General features: G+C 72.9%; 17 protein-coding genes and 1 riboswitch. Of the genes, 9 read left to right on the plus strand and 8 right to left on the minus strand.

Going from position 1 to position 16724, the window contains the following annotated elements; genetic code table 11:
• Positions 1–76: 76 nt before the first annotated feature.
• Positions 77–188: riboswitch (TPP riboswitch) on the plus strand.
• From thiO to ACGF1Z_RS07475, 6 genes are all read left to right on the plus strand, one after another.
• A complete protein-coding gene (gene thiO / locus ACGF1Z_RS07450) occupies positions 186–1349 on the plus strand; it encodes a glycine oxidase ThiO (protein ID WP_393000978.1) in 1164 nt (387 codons plus the stop codon). Its footprint overlaps the riboswitch before it by 3 nt.
• Positions 1346–1594: a sulfur carrier protein ThiS gene (gene thiS, locus ACGF1Z_RS07455; RefSeq protein ID WP_393000980.1), complete on the plus strand. Its 249-nt coding sequence runs from the start codon at positions 1346–1348 to the stop codon at positions 1592–1594. Before thiO ends, thiS begins: the two co-directional genes overlap by 4 nt.
• A 5-nt stretch (positions 1595–1599) precedes the next feature.
• A complete protein-coding gene (locus ACGF1Z_RS07460) occupies positions 1600–2394 on the plus strand; it encodes a thiazole synthase (protein WP_393000982.1) in 795 nt (264 codons plus the stop codon).
• A gap of 102 nt (positions 2395–2496) precedes the next feature.
• On the plus strand, positions 2497–4401 hold the full coding sequence (gene pknB / locus ACGF1Z_RS07465) for a Stk1 family PASTA domain-containing Ser/Thr kinase (RefSeq protein ID WP_393000984.1): 1905 nt from the start codon (positions 2497–2499) through the stop codon (positions 4399–4401).
• 6 nt (positions 4402–4407) lie between these two features.
• Entirely contained in the window at positions 4408–5268 is an 861-nt protein-coding gene (locus ACGF1Z_RS07470; protein ID WP_393000986.1) for a deoxyribonuclease IV, read from the plus strand.
• 67 nt (positions 5269–5335) lie between these two features.
• A complete protein-coding gene (locus tag ACGF1Z_RS07475) occupies positions 5336–5911 on the plus strand; it encodes a DUF4396 domain-containing protein (protein WP_393000988.1) in 576 nt (191 codons plus the stop codon).
• A gap of 43 nt (positions 5912–5954) precedes the next feature.
• Here ACGF1Z_RS07475 and ACGF1Z_RS07480 read toward each other — a convergent pair whose 3' ends face one another.
• On the minus strand, positions 5955–6593 hold the full coding sequence (locus ACGF1Z_RS07480) for a sulfite oxidase-like oxidoreductase (protein WP_393000990.1): 639 nt from the start codon (positions 6591–6593) through the stop codon (positions 5955–5957).
• Between the two features lie 188 nt (positions 6594–6781).
• Between ACGF1Z_RS07480 and bfr the strand changes: the two genes are divergently transcribed.
• Positions 6782–7258, plus strand: coding sequence for a bacterioferritin (gene bfr / locus ACGF1Z_RS07485; protein WP_309549481.1), 477 nt, complete (start codon positions 6782–6784; stop codon positions 7256–7258).
• A gap of 31 nt (positions 7259–7289) precedes the next feature.
• Here the strand turns inward: bfr and ACGF1Z_RS07490 are convergent, their stop codons facing one another.
• Together ACGF1Z_RS07490 and ACGF1Z_RS07495 are read right to left on the minus strand one after the other, a co-directional pair.
• Positions 7290–7583: a bacterioferritin-associated ferredoxin gene (locus tag ACGF1Z_RS07490; protein WP_393000992.1), complete on the minus strand. Its 294-nt coding sequence runs from the start codon at positions 7581–7583 to the stop codon at positions 7290–7292.
• A gap of 122 nt (positions 7584–7705) precedes the next feature.
• Positions 7706–9058 (minus strand): class II 3-deoxy-7-phosphoheptulonate synthase, encoded by a 1353-nt coding sequence (locus ACGF1Z_RS07495; protein ID WP_393000994.1) that lies wholly within the window; start codon positions 9056–9058, stop codon positions 7706–7708.
• 205 nt (positions 9059–9263) lie between these two features.
• Here ACGF1Z_RS07495 and ACGF1Z_RS07500 point away from each other — a divergent pair, with 205 nt between their 5' ends.
• On the plus strand, positions 9264–9329 hold the full coding sequence (locus ACGF1Z_RS07500; RefSeq protein ID WP_376629954.1) for a trp operon leader peptide: 66 nt from the start codon (positions 9264–9266) through the stop codon (positions 9327–9329).
• A gap of 110 nt (positions 9330–9439) precedes the next feature.
• The gene (locus ACGF1Z_RS07505; RefSeq protein WP_393000996.1) at positions 9440–11329 is read left to right on the plus strand and encodes an anthranilate synthase family protein; all 1890 of its coding nucleotides are present in this window, start codon (positions 9440–9442) and stop codon (positions 11327–11329) included.
• Here ACGF1Z_RS07505 and ACGF1Z_RS07510 read toward each other — a convergent pair.
• The 5 genes from ACGF1Z_RS07510 to ACGF1Z_RS07530 form a co-directional block, all read right to left on the minus strand.
• Positions 11295–12335 (minus strand): 2-hydroxyacid dehydrogenase, encoded by a 1041-nt coding sequence (locus ACGF1Z_RS07510; RefSeq protein ID WP_393000998.1) that lies wholly within the window; start codon positions 12333–12335, stop codon positions 11295–11297. The genes ACGF1Z_RS07505 and ACGF1Z_RS07510 overlap by 35 nt on opposite strands.
• 411 nt (positions 12336–12746) lie before the next feature.
• Positions 12747–13736, minus strand: coding sequence for an ATP-dependent 6-phosphofructokinase (locus ACGF1Z_RS07515; RefSeq protein ID WP_393001000.1), 990 nt, complete (start codon positions 13734–13736; stop codon positions 12747–12749).
• Positions 13737–13840: 104 nt separating this feature from the next.
• Entirely contained in the window at positions 13841–14488 is a 648-nt protein-coding gene (locus ACGF1Z_RS07520; protein ID WP_393002415.1) for a response regulator, read from the minus strand.
• A 35-nt stretch (positions 14489–14523) separates the two neighbouring features.
• Positions 14524–15747 (minus strand): MacS family sensor histidine kinase, encoded by a 1224-nt coding sequence (gene macS, locus ACGF1Z_RS07525; RefSeq protein ID WP_393001002.1) that lies wholly within the window; start codon positions 15745–15747, stop codon positions 14524–14526.
• 32 nt (positions 15748–15779) lie between these two features.
• The gene (locus ACGF1Z_RS07530) at positions 15780–16511 is read right to left on the minus strand and encodes a lysophospholipid acyltransferase family protein (protein WP_393001004.1); all 732 of its coding nucleotides are present in this window, start codon (positions 16509–16511) and stop codon (positions 15780–15782) included.
• Positions 16512–16724: the final 213 nt, after the last annotated feature.

The following is a 16724-nucleotide window of genomic DNA, read 5'->3' on the forward strand; positions in this document are numbered from 1 at the left end:
CCTTACGCACCTGACGGGCCGTCAGGAAGGAGGGGATCCTGCGGCGCTCCGTCCGCTGCGGCTAGTCTGGCCGCCGTAAAGCACTCGCGGGAGCCCGGACGACCGGGCTGAGAGGGAGGCTGTCCGGCCTCCGACCGTACGAACCTGATCCGGGTCATGCCGGCGAAGGGAGGGGCTGGACGCCCATGTCGCGTACACGCACCACATCCGACGTCCTCGTCATCGGGGGCGGCGTCATCGGCCTGGTCACGGCCTGGCGCGCCGCGCAGCGCGGACTGCGCACCGCCGTGGCCGACCCCGAACCGGGCGGCGGGGCGGCCCGGGTGGCGGCCGGCATGCTCGCCGCGGTCACCGAACTCCACTACGGCGAGGAGACCCTGCTCGGGCTCAATCTGGAGTCGGCCCGCCGCTACCCCGGTTTCGCCGCCGAGCTCGCCGAGGCCACCGGACACGACGTCGGCTACCGCGCCTGCGGCACCCTCGCCGTCGCGCTCGACGCCGACGACCGGGCCCATCTGCGGGAACTGCACGCCCTGCAGACCCGCTGCGGGCTCGCCTCGGAGTGGCTCAACGGCCGCGAGTGCCGCCGCCTGGAGCCCATGCTGGCTCCGGGCGTACGGGGCGGGCTGCGCGTGGACGGCGACCACCAGGTCGACCCGCGCCGCCTCGCCGACGCCCTGGTGGCGGCCTGCGAGCGGGCCGGCGTGGTCTTCCACCGGTCCCCGGCCCGGCGGCTGACGGTGGTGCGGGACCGGGCCCGCGGCGCGCTCCTGGCCGACGGGACCGAGCCGGCCGCGGAGCAGGTGGTGCTGGCCGCGGGCAGCCTGAGCGGCCGGCTCGACGGCGTGCCGGCGGAGGTCGTGCCGCCCGTGCGGCCGGTGAAGGGCCAGGTGCTGCGGCTGCGGGTGCCGCCCGCGTACGCGCCGTTCCTCTCCCGTACCGTCCGCGCGGTCGTCCGCGGCAGCCACGTCTACCTCGTGCCGCGCGAGAACGGCGAGCTGGTCGTCGGCGCGACCAGCGAGGAGCTCGGCTGGGACACCACCGTCACCGCCGGCGGGATGTACGAGCTGCTGCGCGACGCGCACGAGCTGGTGCCCGGCATCACCGAACTGCCGCTCACCGAGACCCGCGCCGGGCTGCGGCCGGGCTCCCCCGACAACGCGCCGCTGCTCGGCCCCACCGCCCTGCCGGGGCTGCACCTGGCCACCGGCCACTACCGCAACGGGGTCCTGCTGACCCCCGTCACCGGTGACGTCATGGCGGACGCGCTGACCACCGGCGCGTTGCCGGACGAGGCACGCGCCTTCACCGCCCGCCGCTTCTCCCCCGCGCACCTGGAGCACGCATGAACGCGTCCCCGAACGAGTCCCCGGACACCTCCTCCGACAGCTCCGTGCACCTCTCCGTGAACGGCGAGGCCCGCCTCCTCAGCGGCCCCGTCTCGCTCGCCGCCCTCGTGGCGACCCTCACCAGGGCCGCGTCCGGCGTGGCCGCCGCCGTCAACGAGACCGTCGTCCCGCGCGGCGAGTGGGAGACGACCGTGCTCGGCGAAGGCGACCGGGTCGAGGTCCTGACCGCGGTGCAGGGAGGCTGAGCGCGATGTCCGACGACGTCTTCCACCTCGGCGGCACGGACCTGTCGTCCCGCCTGATCATGGGCACGGGCGGGGCGCCCAGCCTCGACGTGCTCGAACGCTCCCTCGTCGCGAGCGGTACGGAGCTGACCACGGTCGCCATGCGCCGCCTCGATCCCCGGGTGCGCGGCTCGGTCCTGTCGGTCCTGGAGCGGCTCGGCATCCGCGTGCTGCCGAACACCGCGGGCTGCTTCACGGCCGGCGAGGCGGTGCTCACGGCCCGGCTGGCCCGAGAGGCCCTCGGCACGAACTGGATCAAGCTGGAGGTCATCGCCGACGAGCGGACGCTGCTGCCGGACACGGTGGAGCTGCTCGACGCGGCCGAGACCCTGGTCGACGACGGCTTCGTCGTCCTCCCCTACACGAACGACGACCCGGTCACCGCCCGGAAGCTGGAGGACGTGGGCTGCGCGGCGATCATGCCGCTGGGCTCGCCGATCGGATCCGGCCTCGGCATCCGCAACCCGCACAACTTCGAGCTGATCGTGGAGCGGGCCGGGGTGCCGGTGATCCTGGACGCCGGGGCCGGGACGGCCTCGGACGCGGCGCTCGCGATGGAGCTGGGGTGCGCGGCGGTGATGCTGGCCTCCGCGGTGACGCGCGCCCAGGAGCCGGTCCTGATGGCGGAGGCCATGCGTCACGCGGTCGAGGCGGGCCGTCTGGCCCACCGCGCGGGCCGCATCCCCCGGCGCCACTTCGCCGAGGCCTCCTCGCCGCGGGAGGGCCGCGCCCGGCTCGACCCGGAGCGCCCGGCCTTCTGACCGCGCCCGGGCGGCCCCGGGGCTGCGGCTCGCGTCACAGCTGGGCTGCAGTCGCGGGCCGGCGGGCAGGTGGCGGGTACGGGCACTCGTAGACTCGACGCCGTGGACACGACCCTTCAGGACCCCCTCGTCGGGCGGCTGCTCGACGGCCGCTACCGCGTCGAGGCGCGCATCGCCGTCGGCGGGATGGCCACGGTCTACCGGGCCGTGGACACCCGGCTCGACCGGGAGCTCGCGCTCAAGGTGATGCACCCGGACCTCGCCACGGACGCCGCGTTCGTGGAGCGCTTCATGCGCGAGGCCAAGTCCGTGGCCCGCCTGGCGCACCCCAACGTCGTCGGGGTGTTCGACCAGGGCGCGGACGGGGCGTACGTGTACCTCGCCATGGAGTACGTCGCCGGCTGCACCCTCCGTGACGTGCTGCGCGAACGCGGCGCGCTGCGGCCGCGGGCGGCCCTCGACATCCTGGAACCGGTCCTGGCCGCGCTGGGCGCCGCGCACCGGGCCGGCTTCGTGCACCGGGACATGAAGCCGGAGAACGTGCTGATAGGGGACGACGGCCGGGTCAAGGTCGCCGACTTCGGGCTCGTCCGGGCCGTCGGCTCGGCCACCGACACCACCGGCGCCGTCCTCGGCACCGTGTCGTACCTCGCCCCCGAACAGATCGAGCACGGCACCGCCGACACCCGCGCCGACGTCTACGCCTGCGGTGTGGTGCTGTACGAGATGCTGACCGGCGCCAAGCCGCACTCCGGCGACACCCCGGCCCAGGTGCTCTACCGGCACCTCCACACCGACGTGCCCGCGCCCTCCGCCGCCGCGCCCGGGCTCGCCCCGCAGCTGGACGGTCTGGTGGCGAGCGCCACGGCCCGCGATCCCGGGCTGCGCCCCGACGACGCCGTCGCCCTGCTCGCCCAGGCCCGGGAGGCCCGCGCCGGGCTCGCCGACGAGCAGCTCGACCTCGAGCCCCCGGGGGCCCGGCCCCAGGAGGCCGGCGACGAGGAGGACCCGACCTCCGTCATTCCGCGCCTCCGGCCGCTGCCCGTCGAGCACACCAGCCTGCTGCCCCCGCCGGCGCCCTCGTCCGCTCCGCCGTCCGCGCCCCCCGGTGCCCGGCGGCGCCCCCGCGGGCCGCTGCTGATCGTGGCCGCCGTGCTGCTCGCGCTCGGGATCGGGGGCGGGGTCTGGTACATCAACTCGGGCCAGTTCACCCGGGTCCCCGCGGTCCTCGGGCAGAGCGAGTCCCAGGCCACGAAGCGGCTGGCGGACGAGGGGCTCGCGGTGGGCACGACCCGGCGCGCCTTCAGCGACGTCTACGAGCGGGGCACGGTCATGGCCGTCGACCCGGCGCCCGGCGAACGGATCCGCGGCAACGGCACCGTGACGCTCACCCTGTCCCGCGGCCCGCGGATCGTGAAGGTCCCGAACCTGAAGGGCACCCCGCTCGCCGAGGCGAAGAAGCGGCTGGCGGACGAGGGGCTGGCGGCCGGGGTCGTCACCTACGCCTTCAGCGGGTCCGTCGCCCAGGGCGCGGTGATCGGCTCCGACCCGGAGCCCGGCACCGAGCGCAACCCCGACTCGGCCGTCGCGCTCGTCGTGAGCAAGGGCGCGCCCGTCGACGTCCCGGACGTGACGGGCGAGACCGTGGCCGACGCCACCGCCGCCCTGCAGGACGCCGGCCTCAAGGTCACCGTCGCGCCCGAGCGGATCAACTCCCCCGAGGACGCCGGCTCGGTCGCCGCGCAGTCCCTCGCCGAGGGCAGCCGCGCCGCCCGGGGGGACGCGATCACCCTGACCGTCTCCAAGGGCCCGCGGATGGTCGAGGTGCCCGACGTCGTCGGCATGCCGACGAACGAGGCCAAGGCCGAGCTGGAGGACGCCGGGTTCGCGGTGAAGGTCGAGAAGACCTTCCCGTTCCTGGGCGACACCGTCTCGGACCAGTCCGTCGACGGCGGCTCGACCGCCGCCGAGGGCTCCACCGTCACCCTCACGATCAAGGGACTGTAGGCACTCATGCGCGAACCCGTGCGCAACCCCGTCGGCGGCCATGTCCCCGTGGCCGGCGGTCTCGCCACGACCGGCCTCGGCTACGCCCGGGAACTCGGCGCCGAGGCCGTGCAGGTCTTCGTCGCCAACCCGCGCGGCTGGGCCACCCCGACCGGCAACCCGGCCCAGGACGAGCTCTTCCGGGCCGGCTGCGCGGAGGAGGGCCTGTCGGCGTGGGTGCACGCCCCGTACCTGATCAACTTCGGCTCGCACACCGAGGCCACCGTCGAGAAGTCGGTGGAGTCGATGCGGCACTCGCTGCGCCGCGGCCGGGAGATCGGGGCCAGGGGCGTGGTGGTGCACACGGGCTCCGCGACCGGCGGCCGGCCGCGCGCCGAGGCGCTCGCGCAGGTGCGGGAGCGCCTGCTGCCGCTGCTCGACGAGCTGACCCACGACGACGACCCGGACCTGCTGATCGAGTCGACGGCGGGCCAGGGCTTCTCTCTGTGCTCGCGGGCGGAGGACTTCGGCCCCTACTTCGACGCGCTCGACCGGCACCCGAAGCTGGGCATCTGTCTCGACACCTGCCACATCTTCGCGGCCGGCCACGATCTGACCGGCCCGGACGGGGCGACCCGCACGCTGGACGAGCTGGTCGGCGTGATCGGCGAAGGACGGCTGAAACTGATCCACGCCAACGACTCCCAGGACGTCGTCGGCGCGCACAAGGACCGGCACGCGAACATCGGGGCGGGACACATCGGCGAGGACGGCTTCCGTGGGCTCCTGAGCCATCCGGCGACCGAGGGCGTCCCCCTGGTCATCGAGACCCCGGGCGGTCCGCAGGGGCACCGCGCCGACGTGGAGCTGCTGAAGAAACTCCGTTGAGGAATACCCCAGGGGGGTATACGGTTGCTGACAGAGACGGAACCGCGACCCGACCATGGGGGCAGTCATGCAGCAGGACGCACACGCTCATCACGAGCACCACGAAGCCGTCGCCCACGAAGGTCACCACGAGCACCAGCACCAGCACCAGCACCAGCACCAGCACCAGCACCACGAAGGCCACCAGCACCACCAGGGTCACGCCGAGGTGACCTGGGCCATGGCCGCCCAGGCCACGCTGCACTGCCTCACCGGCTGCGCCATCGGCGAGGTGCTCGGCATGATCATCGGCACCGCGTTCGGCTGGGGGAACCTGCCGACGATGGTGCTCGCCATCGTCCTGGCCTTCTTCTTCGGCTACGCGCTCACGCTGCGCGGCATCCTGAGGGCCGGCGTCGACTTCCGGACCGCCTTCAAGGTCGCGCTCGCCGCCGACACCCTGTCCATCGCGGTCATGGAGCTCATCGACAACGGCGTCATCGCCCTCTGGCCGGGCGCCATGGACGCCCACCTGTCGGAGGCGCTGTTCTGGATCGTCCTGGCGATCTCGCTCGCCACCGCGTTCGTCCTGACCACGCCGGTCAACAAGTGGATGATCGGCCGGGGCAAGGGCCACGCCGTCGTCCACCAGTACCACCACTGAGGCACCACCGGCGGACGCGCGCTCCGTCAGAGCACGCGGTCCGTCAGAGCTCAGGGCCGTCGCCCGGCTCCTCCTGGTACGAGTAGCGCTGCTCCGTCCACGGGTCACCGATGTTGTGGTACCCGCGCTCCTCCCAGAAGCCACGCCGGTCGGCGGCCATGTACTCCACACCCCGGACCCACTTGGGACCCTTCCACGCGTAGAGGTGCGGCACCACGAGCCGCAGCGGGAAGCCGTGCTCGGCGGTGAGCAGCTCACCGTCCTTGTGGGTGGCGAAGATCGTGCGCTCCGACGCGAAGTCGGCGAGCCGCATGTTGGCGCTGTAGCCGTACTCCGCCCAGACCATGACGTGCGTGACACCGGGCGCCGGCGGGGCGAGCTCCAGGATCGTCCGGGCGGGCACCCCGCCCCATTCGGCCCCGAGCATGCTGAACTTCGTGACGCAGTGCAGGTCGGCCACGACGGTGGAGAACGGCAGGGCCGAGAACTCCTCGTGGTTCCAGCAGCGCTTGTCGCCGTCGGCGGTCGCACCGAAGACCCGGAATTCCCAGCGGTCCGGCTTGAAGCGCGGGACGGGGCCGTAGTGGGTCACCGGCCAGCCACGCTGGAGCCGCTGCCCCGGAGGAAGATCCGACGACGCCGCTGCTTCTTCCCGGCGTGCTCCGCCCTCCGGCTGACCCATGTCATCCATGGTGACAGACCGCGAGGGGTGGTCATGACCAGCCATGCCTCGCCAACCCCGTGATATTCCGACAAACGAACGCAACCCCCAGTAAGTCTGCACTTACTGGACGCCACCCATGAGCGCTGCAAGGATGCGGCCATCCTGCCCAGTGGCGGCACCGACATGCGTGGAAGGATCCTGAAGCGATGCAGGGCGACCCCGAGGTCCTCGAGTTCCTCAACGAGCAGCTGACCGGCGAGCTGACCGCGATCAACCAGTACTGGCTGCACTACCGCATCCAGGACAACAAGGGCTGGACGAAGCTCGCGAAGTACACCCGCGAAGAGTCCATCGACGAGATGAAGCACGCGGACAAGCTGACCGAGCGCATCCTCATGCTGGACGGCCTGCCCAACTACCAGCGCCTCTTCCACGTCCGCGTGGGCCAGACGGTCAAGGAGATGTTCGAGGCGGACCGCCAGGTCGAGGTGGAGGCGATCGACCGGCTGAAGCGCGGGATCGAGGTGATGCGGGCCAAGGGCGACATCACGTCGGCCAACCTCTTCGAGGAGATCCTGGCGGACGAGGAGCACCACATCGACTACCTGGACACACAGCTGGAGCTGATCGAGCAGCTGGGCGAGGCGCTGTACTGCTCGACGCTGATCGAGCAGCCGAGCTGACCCGGGGCGGGTCCCGCGTGACCCGGACGGGTCAGGCGGCCTCCCGCAGCTCGACCACCTCGGCGATCTCGGTGACCTCGGCCACCGCGGCGACGGTGTCGGCGGCCTCGGCCGCCAGAGCGGGCATGCCCTGGTCCACGAGCTCCCGCCGCGGGCAGTTGCCGCGCCCGAGGATGGCCTGGATGCGCTTGACGCACGAACCGCAGTCGGTGCCCGCCTTGCAGGCCGAGGCGATCTGGCGGGGCGTGCAGGCGCCGGCCTCCGCGTGCTCCTTGACGTGCTTCTCCGTGACTGCGAAGCATGAGCAGACGTACACGCGGTTCACCTCCCGCCTAGATCGATAAGGCTAACCTAACCTTACCTGGCGGGTGAGTGGCGCAAAAGCCCTTCCTACGACGATGGGGCGCGGATCACACGGATCCGCGCCCCATCGTCGTAGCAACCTACTTACTGATCGCGGTACATCTCCGCGACGAGGAAGGCCAGGTCCAGCGACTGGCTGCGGTTGAGCCGCGGGTCGCAGGCCGTCTCGTAGCGCTGGTGCAGGTCGTCGACGAAGATCTCGTCGCCGCCGCCCACGCACTCGGTGACGTCGTCACCGGTGAGCTCGACGTGGATGCCGCCCGGGTGGGTGCCCAGCGCCTTGTGGACCTCGAAGAAGCCCTTGACCTCGTCGAGGACGTCGTCGAAGCGGCGGGTCTTGTGGCCGGAGGCGGCCTCGAAGGTGTTGCCGTGCATCGGGTCGGTCACCCAGGCGACCGTCGCGCCCGACGCGGTGACCTTCTCGACGAGCTCGGGGAGCTTGTCGCGGACCTTGTCGGCGCCCATGCGGACGATGAAGGTCAGCCGGCCCGGCTCGCGCTCGGGGTCGAGGCGGTCGATGTACGTCAGCGCGTCGTCCACCGAGGTGGTCGGGCCGAGCTTGACGCCGATCGGGTTGGCGATCTGCGAGCAGAACTCGATGTGCGCGTGGTCCAGCTGGCGGGTGCGCTCACCGACCCAGACCATGTGGCCGGAGGTGTCGTACAGCTTGCCGGTGCGCGAGTCGGTGCGCGTCAGGGCGCCCTCGTAGTCGAGCAGCAGCGCCTCGTGCGAGGCGTAGAACTCGACCGCCTTGAACTCGGCCGGGTCGGTGCCACAGGCCTTCATGAAGTTCAGGGCGTTGTCGATCTCCCGCGCGAGCTGCTCGTAGCGCTGGCCCGACGGGGAGGACTTCACGAAGTCCTGGTTCCAGGCGTGCACCTGGCGCAGGTCCGCGTAACCACCGGTGGTGAAGGCGCGGACCAGGTTCAGCGTGGAGGCGGAGGCGTGGTACATCCGCTTCAGGCGCTCGGGGTCCGGGATGCGGGCCTTCTCGTTGAAGTCGAAGCCGTTGACGGAGTCGCCGCGGTAGGTCGGCAGCGTCACGCCGTCGCGGGTCTCGGTCCCCTTCGAGCGGGGCTTGGAGTACTGCCCGGCGATGCGGCCGACCTTCACCACGGGCACGGAGGCCGCGTAGGTGAGGACGGCGCTCATCTGGAGCAGGGTCTTGAGCTTGGCCCGGATGTGGTCGGCGGACACGGCGTCGAAGGCCTCGGCGCAGTCGCCGCCCTGGAGCAGGAACGCCTCGCCACGGGCGACGGCTCCCATCCGGGCGCGCAGCTGGTCGCACTCGCCGGCGAAGACGAGCGGGGGATACGACTCGAGGTCCGCGATCACATCGCGCAGAGCCTCGGCATCGGGGTACTCGGGCTGCTGCGCCGCGGGCAGGTCTCGCCAGGTCGCCTTGGCGACGGCGTGGGTATCAGCGTTCACGGTCACGTGCACCACAGTACGGGGTCTTCGCCCCGTCTCGTCCCGCTGCCCAGTGACTGAGACACCGACCCTCCGACCGGACCCCTCCGCGGGTCGGGCGCCGACCGTGGCTGCGACGGTCCACCCCCTCTCACTCCCCACGGGCGGGCCGGGCCGGTCCACGCCGTGGACGGGAGCACGCGACGGACCGTCAGCGCGCTACAGTGCCCCCATGCTCGCGCACACCCGGCTCACGAACCGGAACTGGTGGTGGACCGCTCATCCGGCGGCCCACTGACTGCGCGTACACCGAAACCACGCGAAGGCCGCCCGAGGGGCGGCCTTTCTCGTACCCCGAGGCCGTTCCTCCCCCGATCTCCCCGATCTCCCCGGAAGGAACGACGCCCCATGGACCTCTCCCGTCTCCTCGACGACTCCGCCCCGCCGTTCGCCCTGCTGCGCCGGCGCACCCCGGGCCGGGACCACGACACCGTCGAGGTGCTCGTCGGCCCGGTGCACGAGGCCGAGCGGCTGGCCGACCTGCCGGTCGGGACGACCCCCACCCTGGCCCTGGTGCCGTTCCGGCAGATCCGCGAGCGCGGCTTCGACGTCCGCGACGACGGCACCCCGCTCTCCGTGCTGGTCGCCGAGGAGACGTACGAGCTGCCGCTCGCCGAAGCCCTGGACCGGCTGCCGGCGCACGACGTGCGGGTCGAGGGCGGCGGCTTCGACGTCTCCGACGAGGAGTACGCGCGGATCGTGCGGCGGGTGATCGACGAGGAGATCGGCCGCGGCGAGGGCGCCAACTTCGTCGTGCGGCGCACCTACACCGGCGGGATCCCGGGCTTCGGCCGGGCCGACGCGCTGGCCCTGTTCCGGCGGCTGCTCGCGGGCGAACGGGGCGCGTACTGGACCTTCGTGGTGCACACCGGGGACCGCACGCTCGTCGGCGCCAGTCCCGAGGCCCATGTCCGGATGACCGGCGGCACGGTGGTGATGAACCCGATCAGCGGCACCTACCGCTACCCCGCGGGCGCCGCGCCGGCCCCCGAGGACCTGCTCACCTTCCTGGCCGACCGCAAGGAGACCGAGGAACTGTCGATGGTGGTCGACGAGGAGCTCAAGATGATGTGCACGGTCGGCGACCGGGGCGGGGTGGTGATCGGACCCCGTCTGAAGGAGATGGCCCACCTCGCCCACACGGAGTACGAGCTGCGCGGGCGGTCCTCGCTCGACGTGCGCGAGGTGCTGCGCGAGACGATGTTCGCGGCGACCGTCACCGGGTCCCCGGTGCAGAACGCCTGCCGGGTGATCGAGCGGCACGAGGCCGGCGGCCGTGGCTACTACGCGGGCGCGCTGGCCCTGCTCGGCACCGACGAGAACGGGGCGCAGACCCTGGACTCCCCCATCCTGATCCGGACCGCCGACATCGCGGCGGACGGCGGGCTGCGGGTGCCGGTCGGCGCCACCCTGGTCCGGCACTCCGACCCGGCGGGCGAGGTCGCCGAGACCCACGCCAAGGCGGCGGGCGTGCTGACCGCGCTGGGCGTACGGGAGGGACGGCCTTCCGGCCCGGCTGCCGGGGCGGCCGGGCCCGGCACGGTGCCGCCGCGGCTCGCGGACGATCCCCGGGTACGGGCGGCACTGGACGCGCGGCGGGCGGACCTGGCGCCGTTCTGGCTGAAGATGCAGGCGCGGTCGGCCGAGCTGTCCGGGCACGCGCTGGTGATCGACGCCGAGGACACCTTCACCGCGATGCTGGCGCACCTGCTGCGCTCCTCGGGCCTGGAGGTCTCGGTCCTGCGCTACGACGAGCCGGGCCTGCGCGAGCTGGTGCCCGCGCACGAGGGGCCGGTGGTGCTCGGCCCCGGCCCCGGCGATCCGCAGGATCCGACCGACCCGAAGATGCGGTCCCTGCGCGGGCTGACCGCCGGGCTGCTGCGCGACCACCGGCACGGTCTGCTCGGGGTGTGCCTCGGGCACGAGCTGATCGCGGCCGAGCTGGGCCTGGAGATCGTGCGCAAGCGGACCCCGTTCCAGGGGGCGCAGATGCGGATCGACCTGTTCGGCCAGGAGCAGACGGTCGGCTTCTACAACAGCTTCACCGCGCGCTGCGACGACCGGACGGCGACCGAACTGGCCCTGCACCGGATCGAGGTGAGCCGGGACGCGGCGACGGACGAGGTGCACGCGCTGCGCGGACCGGGATTCGCCGGCGTGCAGTTCCACCCGGAGTCGGTGCTGACGAGGGACGGGGCCGCGGTCACCGCCTCGCTGCTGGCCGGGGTCCTCGTGTGATGGTGCGGTCCTGGAGCCGCGGTACCAGGACGTTCTCGCTGCGCCGTCCGGCGATGTGGTCGAGGACGTTCTGGACCGTGGTGTCGATGATCTGGCCGACCGCGTCGGCCGTGTAGTAGGCCTGGTGGGAGGTGACCACGACGTTCGGGAAGGTCACCAGGCGGGCCAGGACGTCGTCCTCGATGCCCGCGAGGGACTTGTCGAGGAAGAAGAGCCCGGCCTCCGCCTCGTACACGTCGAGTCCGACGCCGGTGAAGCGGCCCGCGCGCAGTTCGCCGACGAGGGCGTCGGTGTCGACGAGACCGCCGCGGCTGGAGTTCACCAGGATCGCGTCGTCCTTCATGGCCCGCAGGGCGGCGGCGTCGACGAGGTGGTGGGTGGCCGGGAGCAGCGGCACGTGGAGGCTGACGAGGTCGGCCTCGGCGAAGAGGCGTTCCTTCTCGACGTATCTCATGCCGAGTTCGAGGCAGGCGGGGTTCTCGGCGATGTCCCAGCCGAGCAGGGTCATGCCGAAGCCGTGGGCGATCCGGGTGAAGGCCTCGCCGATCTTGCCGGTGCCGACGACGCCGACGGTGCGGCCGCGCAGGTCGCGGCCCATGAGCCCGTCGAGCCGGAAGTCGAAGTCGCGGGTCCGGTTGGAGGCGCGGACGATCCGCCGGTTGACCGCCATCGCGAGGGTCCAGGCGAACTCGGCGACGGAGTACGGCGAGTAGGACGAGACGCGGGCGACGGTGAGGCCCAGGCGCTCGGCGACGTCCAGGTCGATGTTGTTGAAGCCGGTGGAGCGCTGGGCGATCATCTGGGTGCCGCCGGCGGCGAGGGTCTGCAGCACCCGGTGGTTGAGGTCGGCGTTGACGCTCGTGGAGACGATCTCGTAGCCGGCGGCGATGGGGGCCGTGTCCTCGTTGAGGAAGACGCCCACGCAGCGGACCTCGTGGTGCCCCGCGAAGGCCTTCTCCATGAGCGGCTTCTCGTCGGTCTGTACGCCGAATGCCAGGATCTCCACGGGCCCCTCCGTAGACGCGCCGATCGCGATGTTCCGGTTTCGCCGGGTTACGGGCCGAATATACGGGCTGACGCCGCGCGCGGCCGGGCGGGCGGGACCGGGAGGGGCGGGATCCGGTAGCAGCCGCCCCGGGGTGGCGCGGGCCCCGGGTCGGCACGAGCTGCCGCGCCGCTCGGCCCCCGGGGCGTCGGACGGGCGGAGCCCTCGGCGCGGGACGGATCCCGGAGCCGGCGGGCCCCCGCGCGGGACGACCCCGGCGCGGGACGGACCCCGGCGCGGGACGGACCCCAGGGCTGGGCGGGCCCCCGCGCGGGACGGATCCCCGGGCGGGCCGGACCCCAGGGCGGGCCGGGCCCCCGCGCGGGACGGACCCGGGGCAGGCCGGGCCCCCGCGCGGGACGGCCTCAGGCCTCAGCCGAAGAAGACGCCCGCCTCCGCGTAGAGCGCCGGGTCCACCGTCTTGAGGCGGGCGGTCGCGGCGGCCAGGGGGACCCGGACCACCTCCGTGCCGCGCAGCGCGACCGTCGCGCCGTGCGCCCCGTCCCGTACGGCGTCCACGGCGTGCAGCCCGAAGCGGGTGGCCAGCCAGCGGTCGAAGGCGCTGGGGCTGCCGCCGCGCTGGACGTGGCCGAGGACGGTGGTGCGGGCCTCCTTGCCGGTGCGGCGTTCGATCGCCGCGGCCAGCCACGCCCCCACCGATCCGCCCACCTGCGAGCCGTCCCGGGGCCGCGCGCCCTCGGCGACGACCAGGATCGGCGCGTAGGTGGCCTCGAAGCGGGAGTCGACCCAGGCACAGACCTGGTCGAGGTCGAAGCGCTGCTCGGGGACGAGGATGATGTTGGCGCCGCCGGCCAGTCCCGCGTGCAGCGCGATCCAGCCGGTGCGCCGGCCCATGACCTCGACGACGAGGACCCGCCGGTGCGAGTCGGCGGTGGTGTGCAGGCGGTCGATGGCCTCGGTGGCGATGCCGACGGCGGTGTCGAAGCCGAAGGTCCAGTCGGTGGCCGAGAGGTCGTTGTCGATGGTCTTGGGGACGCCCACCAGGGGCAGCCCGTGCTCGGCGTGCAGCCGGGCGGCGATCCCGAGGGTGCCGCGGCCGCCGATGACGATCAGGGCGTCGACTCCCTCCTTCGCCAGGTGCTCGCGGACCCGGCGGACGCCGTCGGGGACCCCGAACGGGTCGGTGCGGGAGGAGCCGAGCACGGTGCCGCCGCGCGGCAGGATCCCGCGGACGGCGCGGACGTCGAGCGGGAGGCTGTCGCCGTCGACGACCCCGCGCCAGCCGTCGCGGAAGCCGGTGAAACTCCAGCCGTGCTCCTGGACGCCCTTGCGGACCGCGGCGCGGATCACCGCGTTGAGTCCGGGGCAGTCTCCTCCGCCGGTCAGCACACCGACGCGCATGGGCACTCCTTCGCCGTACGTGGGGGGATACGGCCCACGCTAGTGGTGACGTGGGTCACCCTGACACGGCGAAGAGAGTGAATCGTCCACCCCCGTAAGGGGGATCAGGCGTCGTCGAGACCGCGCTCGATGGCGTAACGGACGAGCTCGACGCGATTGTGCAGCTGGAGCTTGCCGAGGGTGTTCTGGACGTGGTTCTGCACCGTGCGGTGCGAGATGACGAGCCGTTCGGCGATCTGCTTGTAGCTCAGGCCCTTGGCGACGAGCCGCAGCACCTCGGTCTCCCGGTCGGTGAGCTGCGGGGCCTTCGGCTCGTCGGCGCCGGCCGCCGGGGCGGGCTCGGAGGCGAGGCGCCGGTACTCGCCGAGGACCAGGCCGGCCAGGCCGGGCGTGAAGACGGGGTCGCCGACGGCGGTGCGGCGCACCGCGTCGATGAGCTCCTCGGTGCTGGCCGACTTCAGCAGGTAGCCGGTGGCGCCGGACTTGACGGCCTCCAGGACGTCGGCGTGCTCGCCGCTGGCCGACAGCACCAGGACGCGCAGCGCCGGGTTGGCGCCGACGAGCTCCTTGCAGACCTGGACGCCCGGCTTGAGGGGCAGGTTGAGATCGAGGACGAGCACGTCGGGGCCGGCGGCGGCCGCGCGGCGCACGGCCTGCTCCCCGTCCCCCGCCGTGGCGACCACGTCGAGGCCCGCCTCGGCCAGGTCGCGGGCCACCGCGTCCCGCCACATCGGGTGGTCGTCGACGACCATGACCTTGATCGTCTGCCGGTCCGTCTGCTGCTCGCTCACTTCGCTCCTGCCTTCCCCCGCCGGTCCCGCGAGGTGCGCGGGACCTTCAGTTCCACTTCGGTGCCCTGTCCGGGGACCGAGATCAGTTCGGCGCTGCCGCCGAGGTCCCGCAGTCTGCCGCGGATGGACAGGGCGACGCCCATCCGGCCCTCGCCCTCGGCCTGGTCGAGGCGGCCCTCGGGGATGCCGGGGCCGTCGTCCCGGACCGTCACGATCACCTCGTCGCCCCAGTCCTCCAGCAGGATCCAGGCCTGCGCCCCGTCCCCCGCGTGCACCCGGACGTTGTCCAGGGCGGCGCCCACGGCCGCGGCCAGTTCCCGGGCGGCGGGGGCCGGCAGGACGACGGGGGTGCCGGGGTCGGAGACGGTGACCCGCGCCCCGGCGCGCGGGGCGAGGAGGGTGCGCACGTCGACGTCGCCGGCGTGGTCGTCGGGCTCCTCCACGACCCGGACGACGGCGCCCTGGGACTCGTCCTCGGAGACGTGCGAGGGACGGGTCAGGCCGCCGGCGACCAGGGTGCGCAGCGCGACCTCCTGTTCGCCGGCCATCCGGCCCAGCTCGGCGGCCTCGCCGCCGAGGGCGGTGCCGCGCCGCTGCACCATGGCGAGGACCTGGAGCACGCTGTCGTGGATGTCGCGGGCGAGCCGCTCCCGCTCGCGGGTGGCGGCCTCGATCTCCAGGGCCCGGGCGAGGGTGCGCTCGGAGGCACGGGCGACCTCGACGACGTAGCCGATGGCGATGGAGGCGACCCAGACGAGCAGCACGTTGTGCAGGGTGTCCCGGCTGGGTTCGGCGCGTTCGATGATGTTGGCGACGGCGACCAGGGAGGACGCGAAGCCGGCCCAGCGCCAGCCGCCCTTGATCGCGTACGCGAGGACGGCGCCCGCGGTCCATATGGTCGGCAGGGTGGGGCCGTCCACCGACCGGGCCTGCAGGTCGGCGACCGGGGTGAGCAGGATGCCGGTGAGGGCGACGGTGAGGTCGGCGACGAGGAAGCGCTTGGTGCAGTTCCGGGCGTTCGCCACGCTGGGGAGGGTGGCGAGGGTCCACACGCACATCACGGAGAGGAAGGCGACGGCGACCCAGGGGCGCTCGTAGTTGTGGCGCCCGAAGACGCCGAGCAGCACCGCGTAGACCATCGTGAGCACGCGGTAGGCGGTGAGCGCGCGCCACAGCGGCTGCTCGACCGACATGCGCACGACACGTTCGCGTCTGGCCATATCCCCCACCCCCGTGCGCCCTCCTCGGAGGGTCAGGCGCCGGACTCTTCCCGCGCCGCGATCTCGGCCTTCACGGCCTCCTTGGCGGCCTTCTCGGCATCCGCGATCTGGCGCTTGGCGGCCGTCGCGTAGATGTCGACGTACTCCTGGCCGGACAGCTTCATGATCTCGTACATGACCTCGTCGGTCACCGAGCGCAGGATGAAGCGGTCGCCCTCCATGCCCTGGTAGCGGCTGAAGTCGAGCGGCTTGCCGATCCGGATGCCCGGGCGCATCAGCTTGGGCACCAGCTTGCCGGGCGGCTGGATCTTCTCGGTGTCGATCATCGCGACCGGGATCACCGGCGCTCCGGTGGCCAGCGCCACGCGCGCCAGGCCGCCGGGCTTGCCGCGGTAGAGGCGCCCGTCGGGAGAGCGGGTCCCCTCGGGGTAGATGCCGAACAGACCGCCGCCCTCGATGACCTCGATGCCGGCCCTGATCGCCGCCTCGCCCGCGCCGCGGGCACCGGAGCGGTCCACCGGGAGCTGGCCGACGCCCTTGAAGAAGGCGGCCGTCAGCTTGCCCTTGACGCCGGGGGTGGTGAAGTACTCGGCCTTCGCGATGAAGGTGACCTTGCGGTCGAGGACGGCCGGCAGGAAGAAGGAGTCCGAGAAGGAGAGGTGGTTGCTCGCGAGGATCGCCGGCCCCTCGGCGGGGACGTTCTCGAGGCCCTCCACCCAGGGCCTGAAGGCGAGCTTCAGTGACCCTCCGAGGGAGAACTTCATTGCGCCGTAGATCAACTCGCCATGCCTTCCGTGGGCCGCCCCACCCTCTGCGTGCGGCGTCACGACGACCTTATCCCGTACGGGACCGGCCGGACCGCCGTGGGGAGCGCGGCTTCCTGTTTCCTTCGTGCATACGGACCTGGTCGGTGTCGGTCCGGTCGCGTACGGTGAAAGCCTTCCCCTTACCGAAGCCGCTTCGGGGCGTCCGCGAGG

Origin of the sequence: Streptomyces sp. NPDC048018, assembly GCF_043202995.1 — a bacterium.
Lineage (GTDB): Bacteria > Actinomycetota > Actinomycetes > Streptomycetales > Streptomycetaceae > Streptomyces.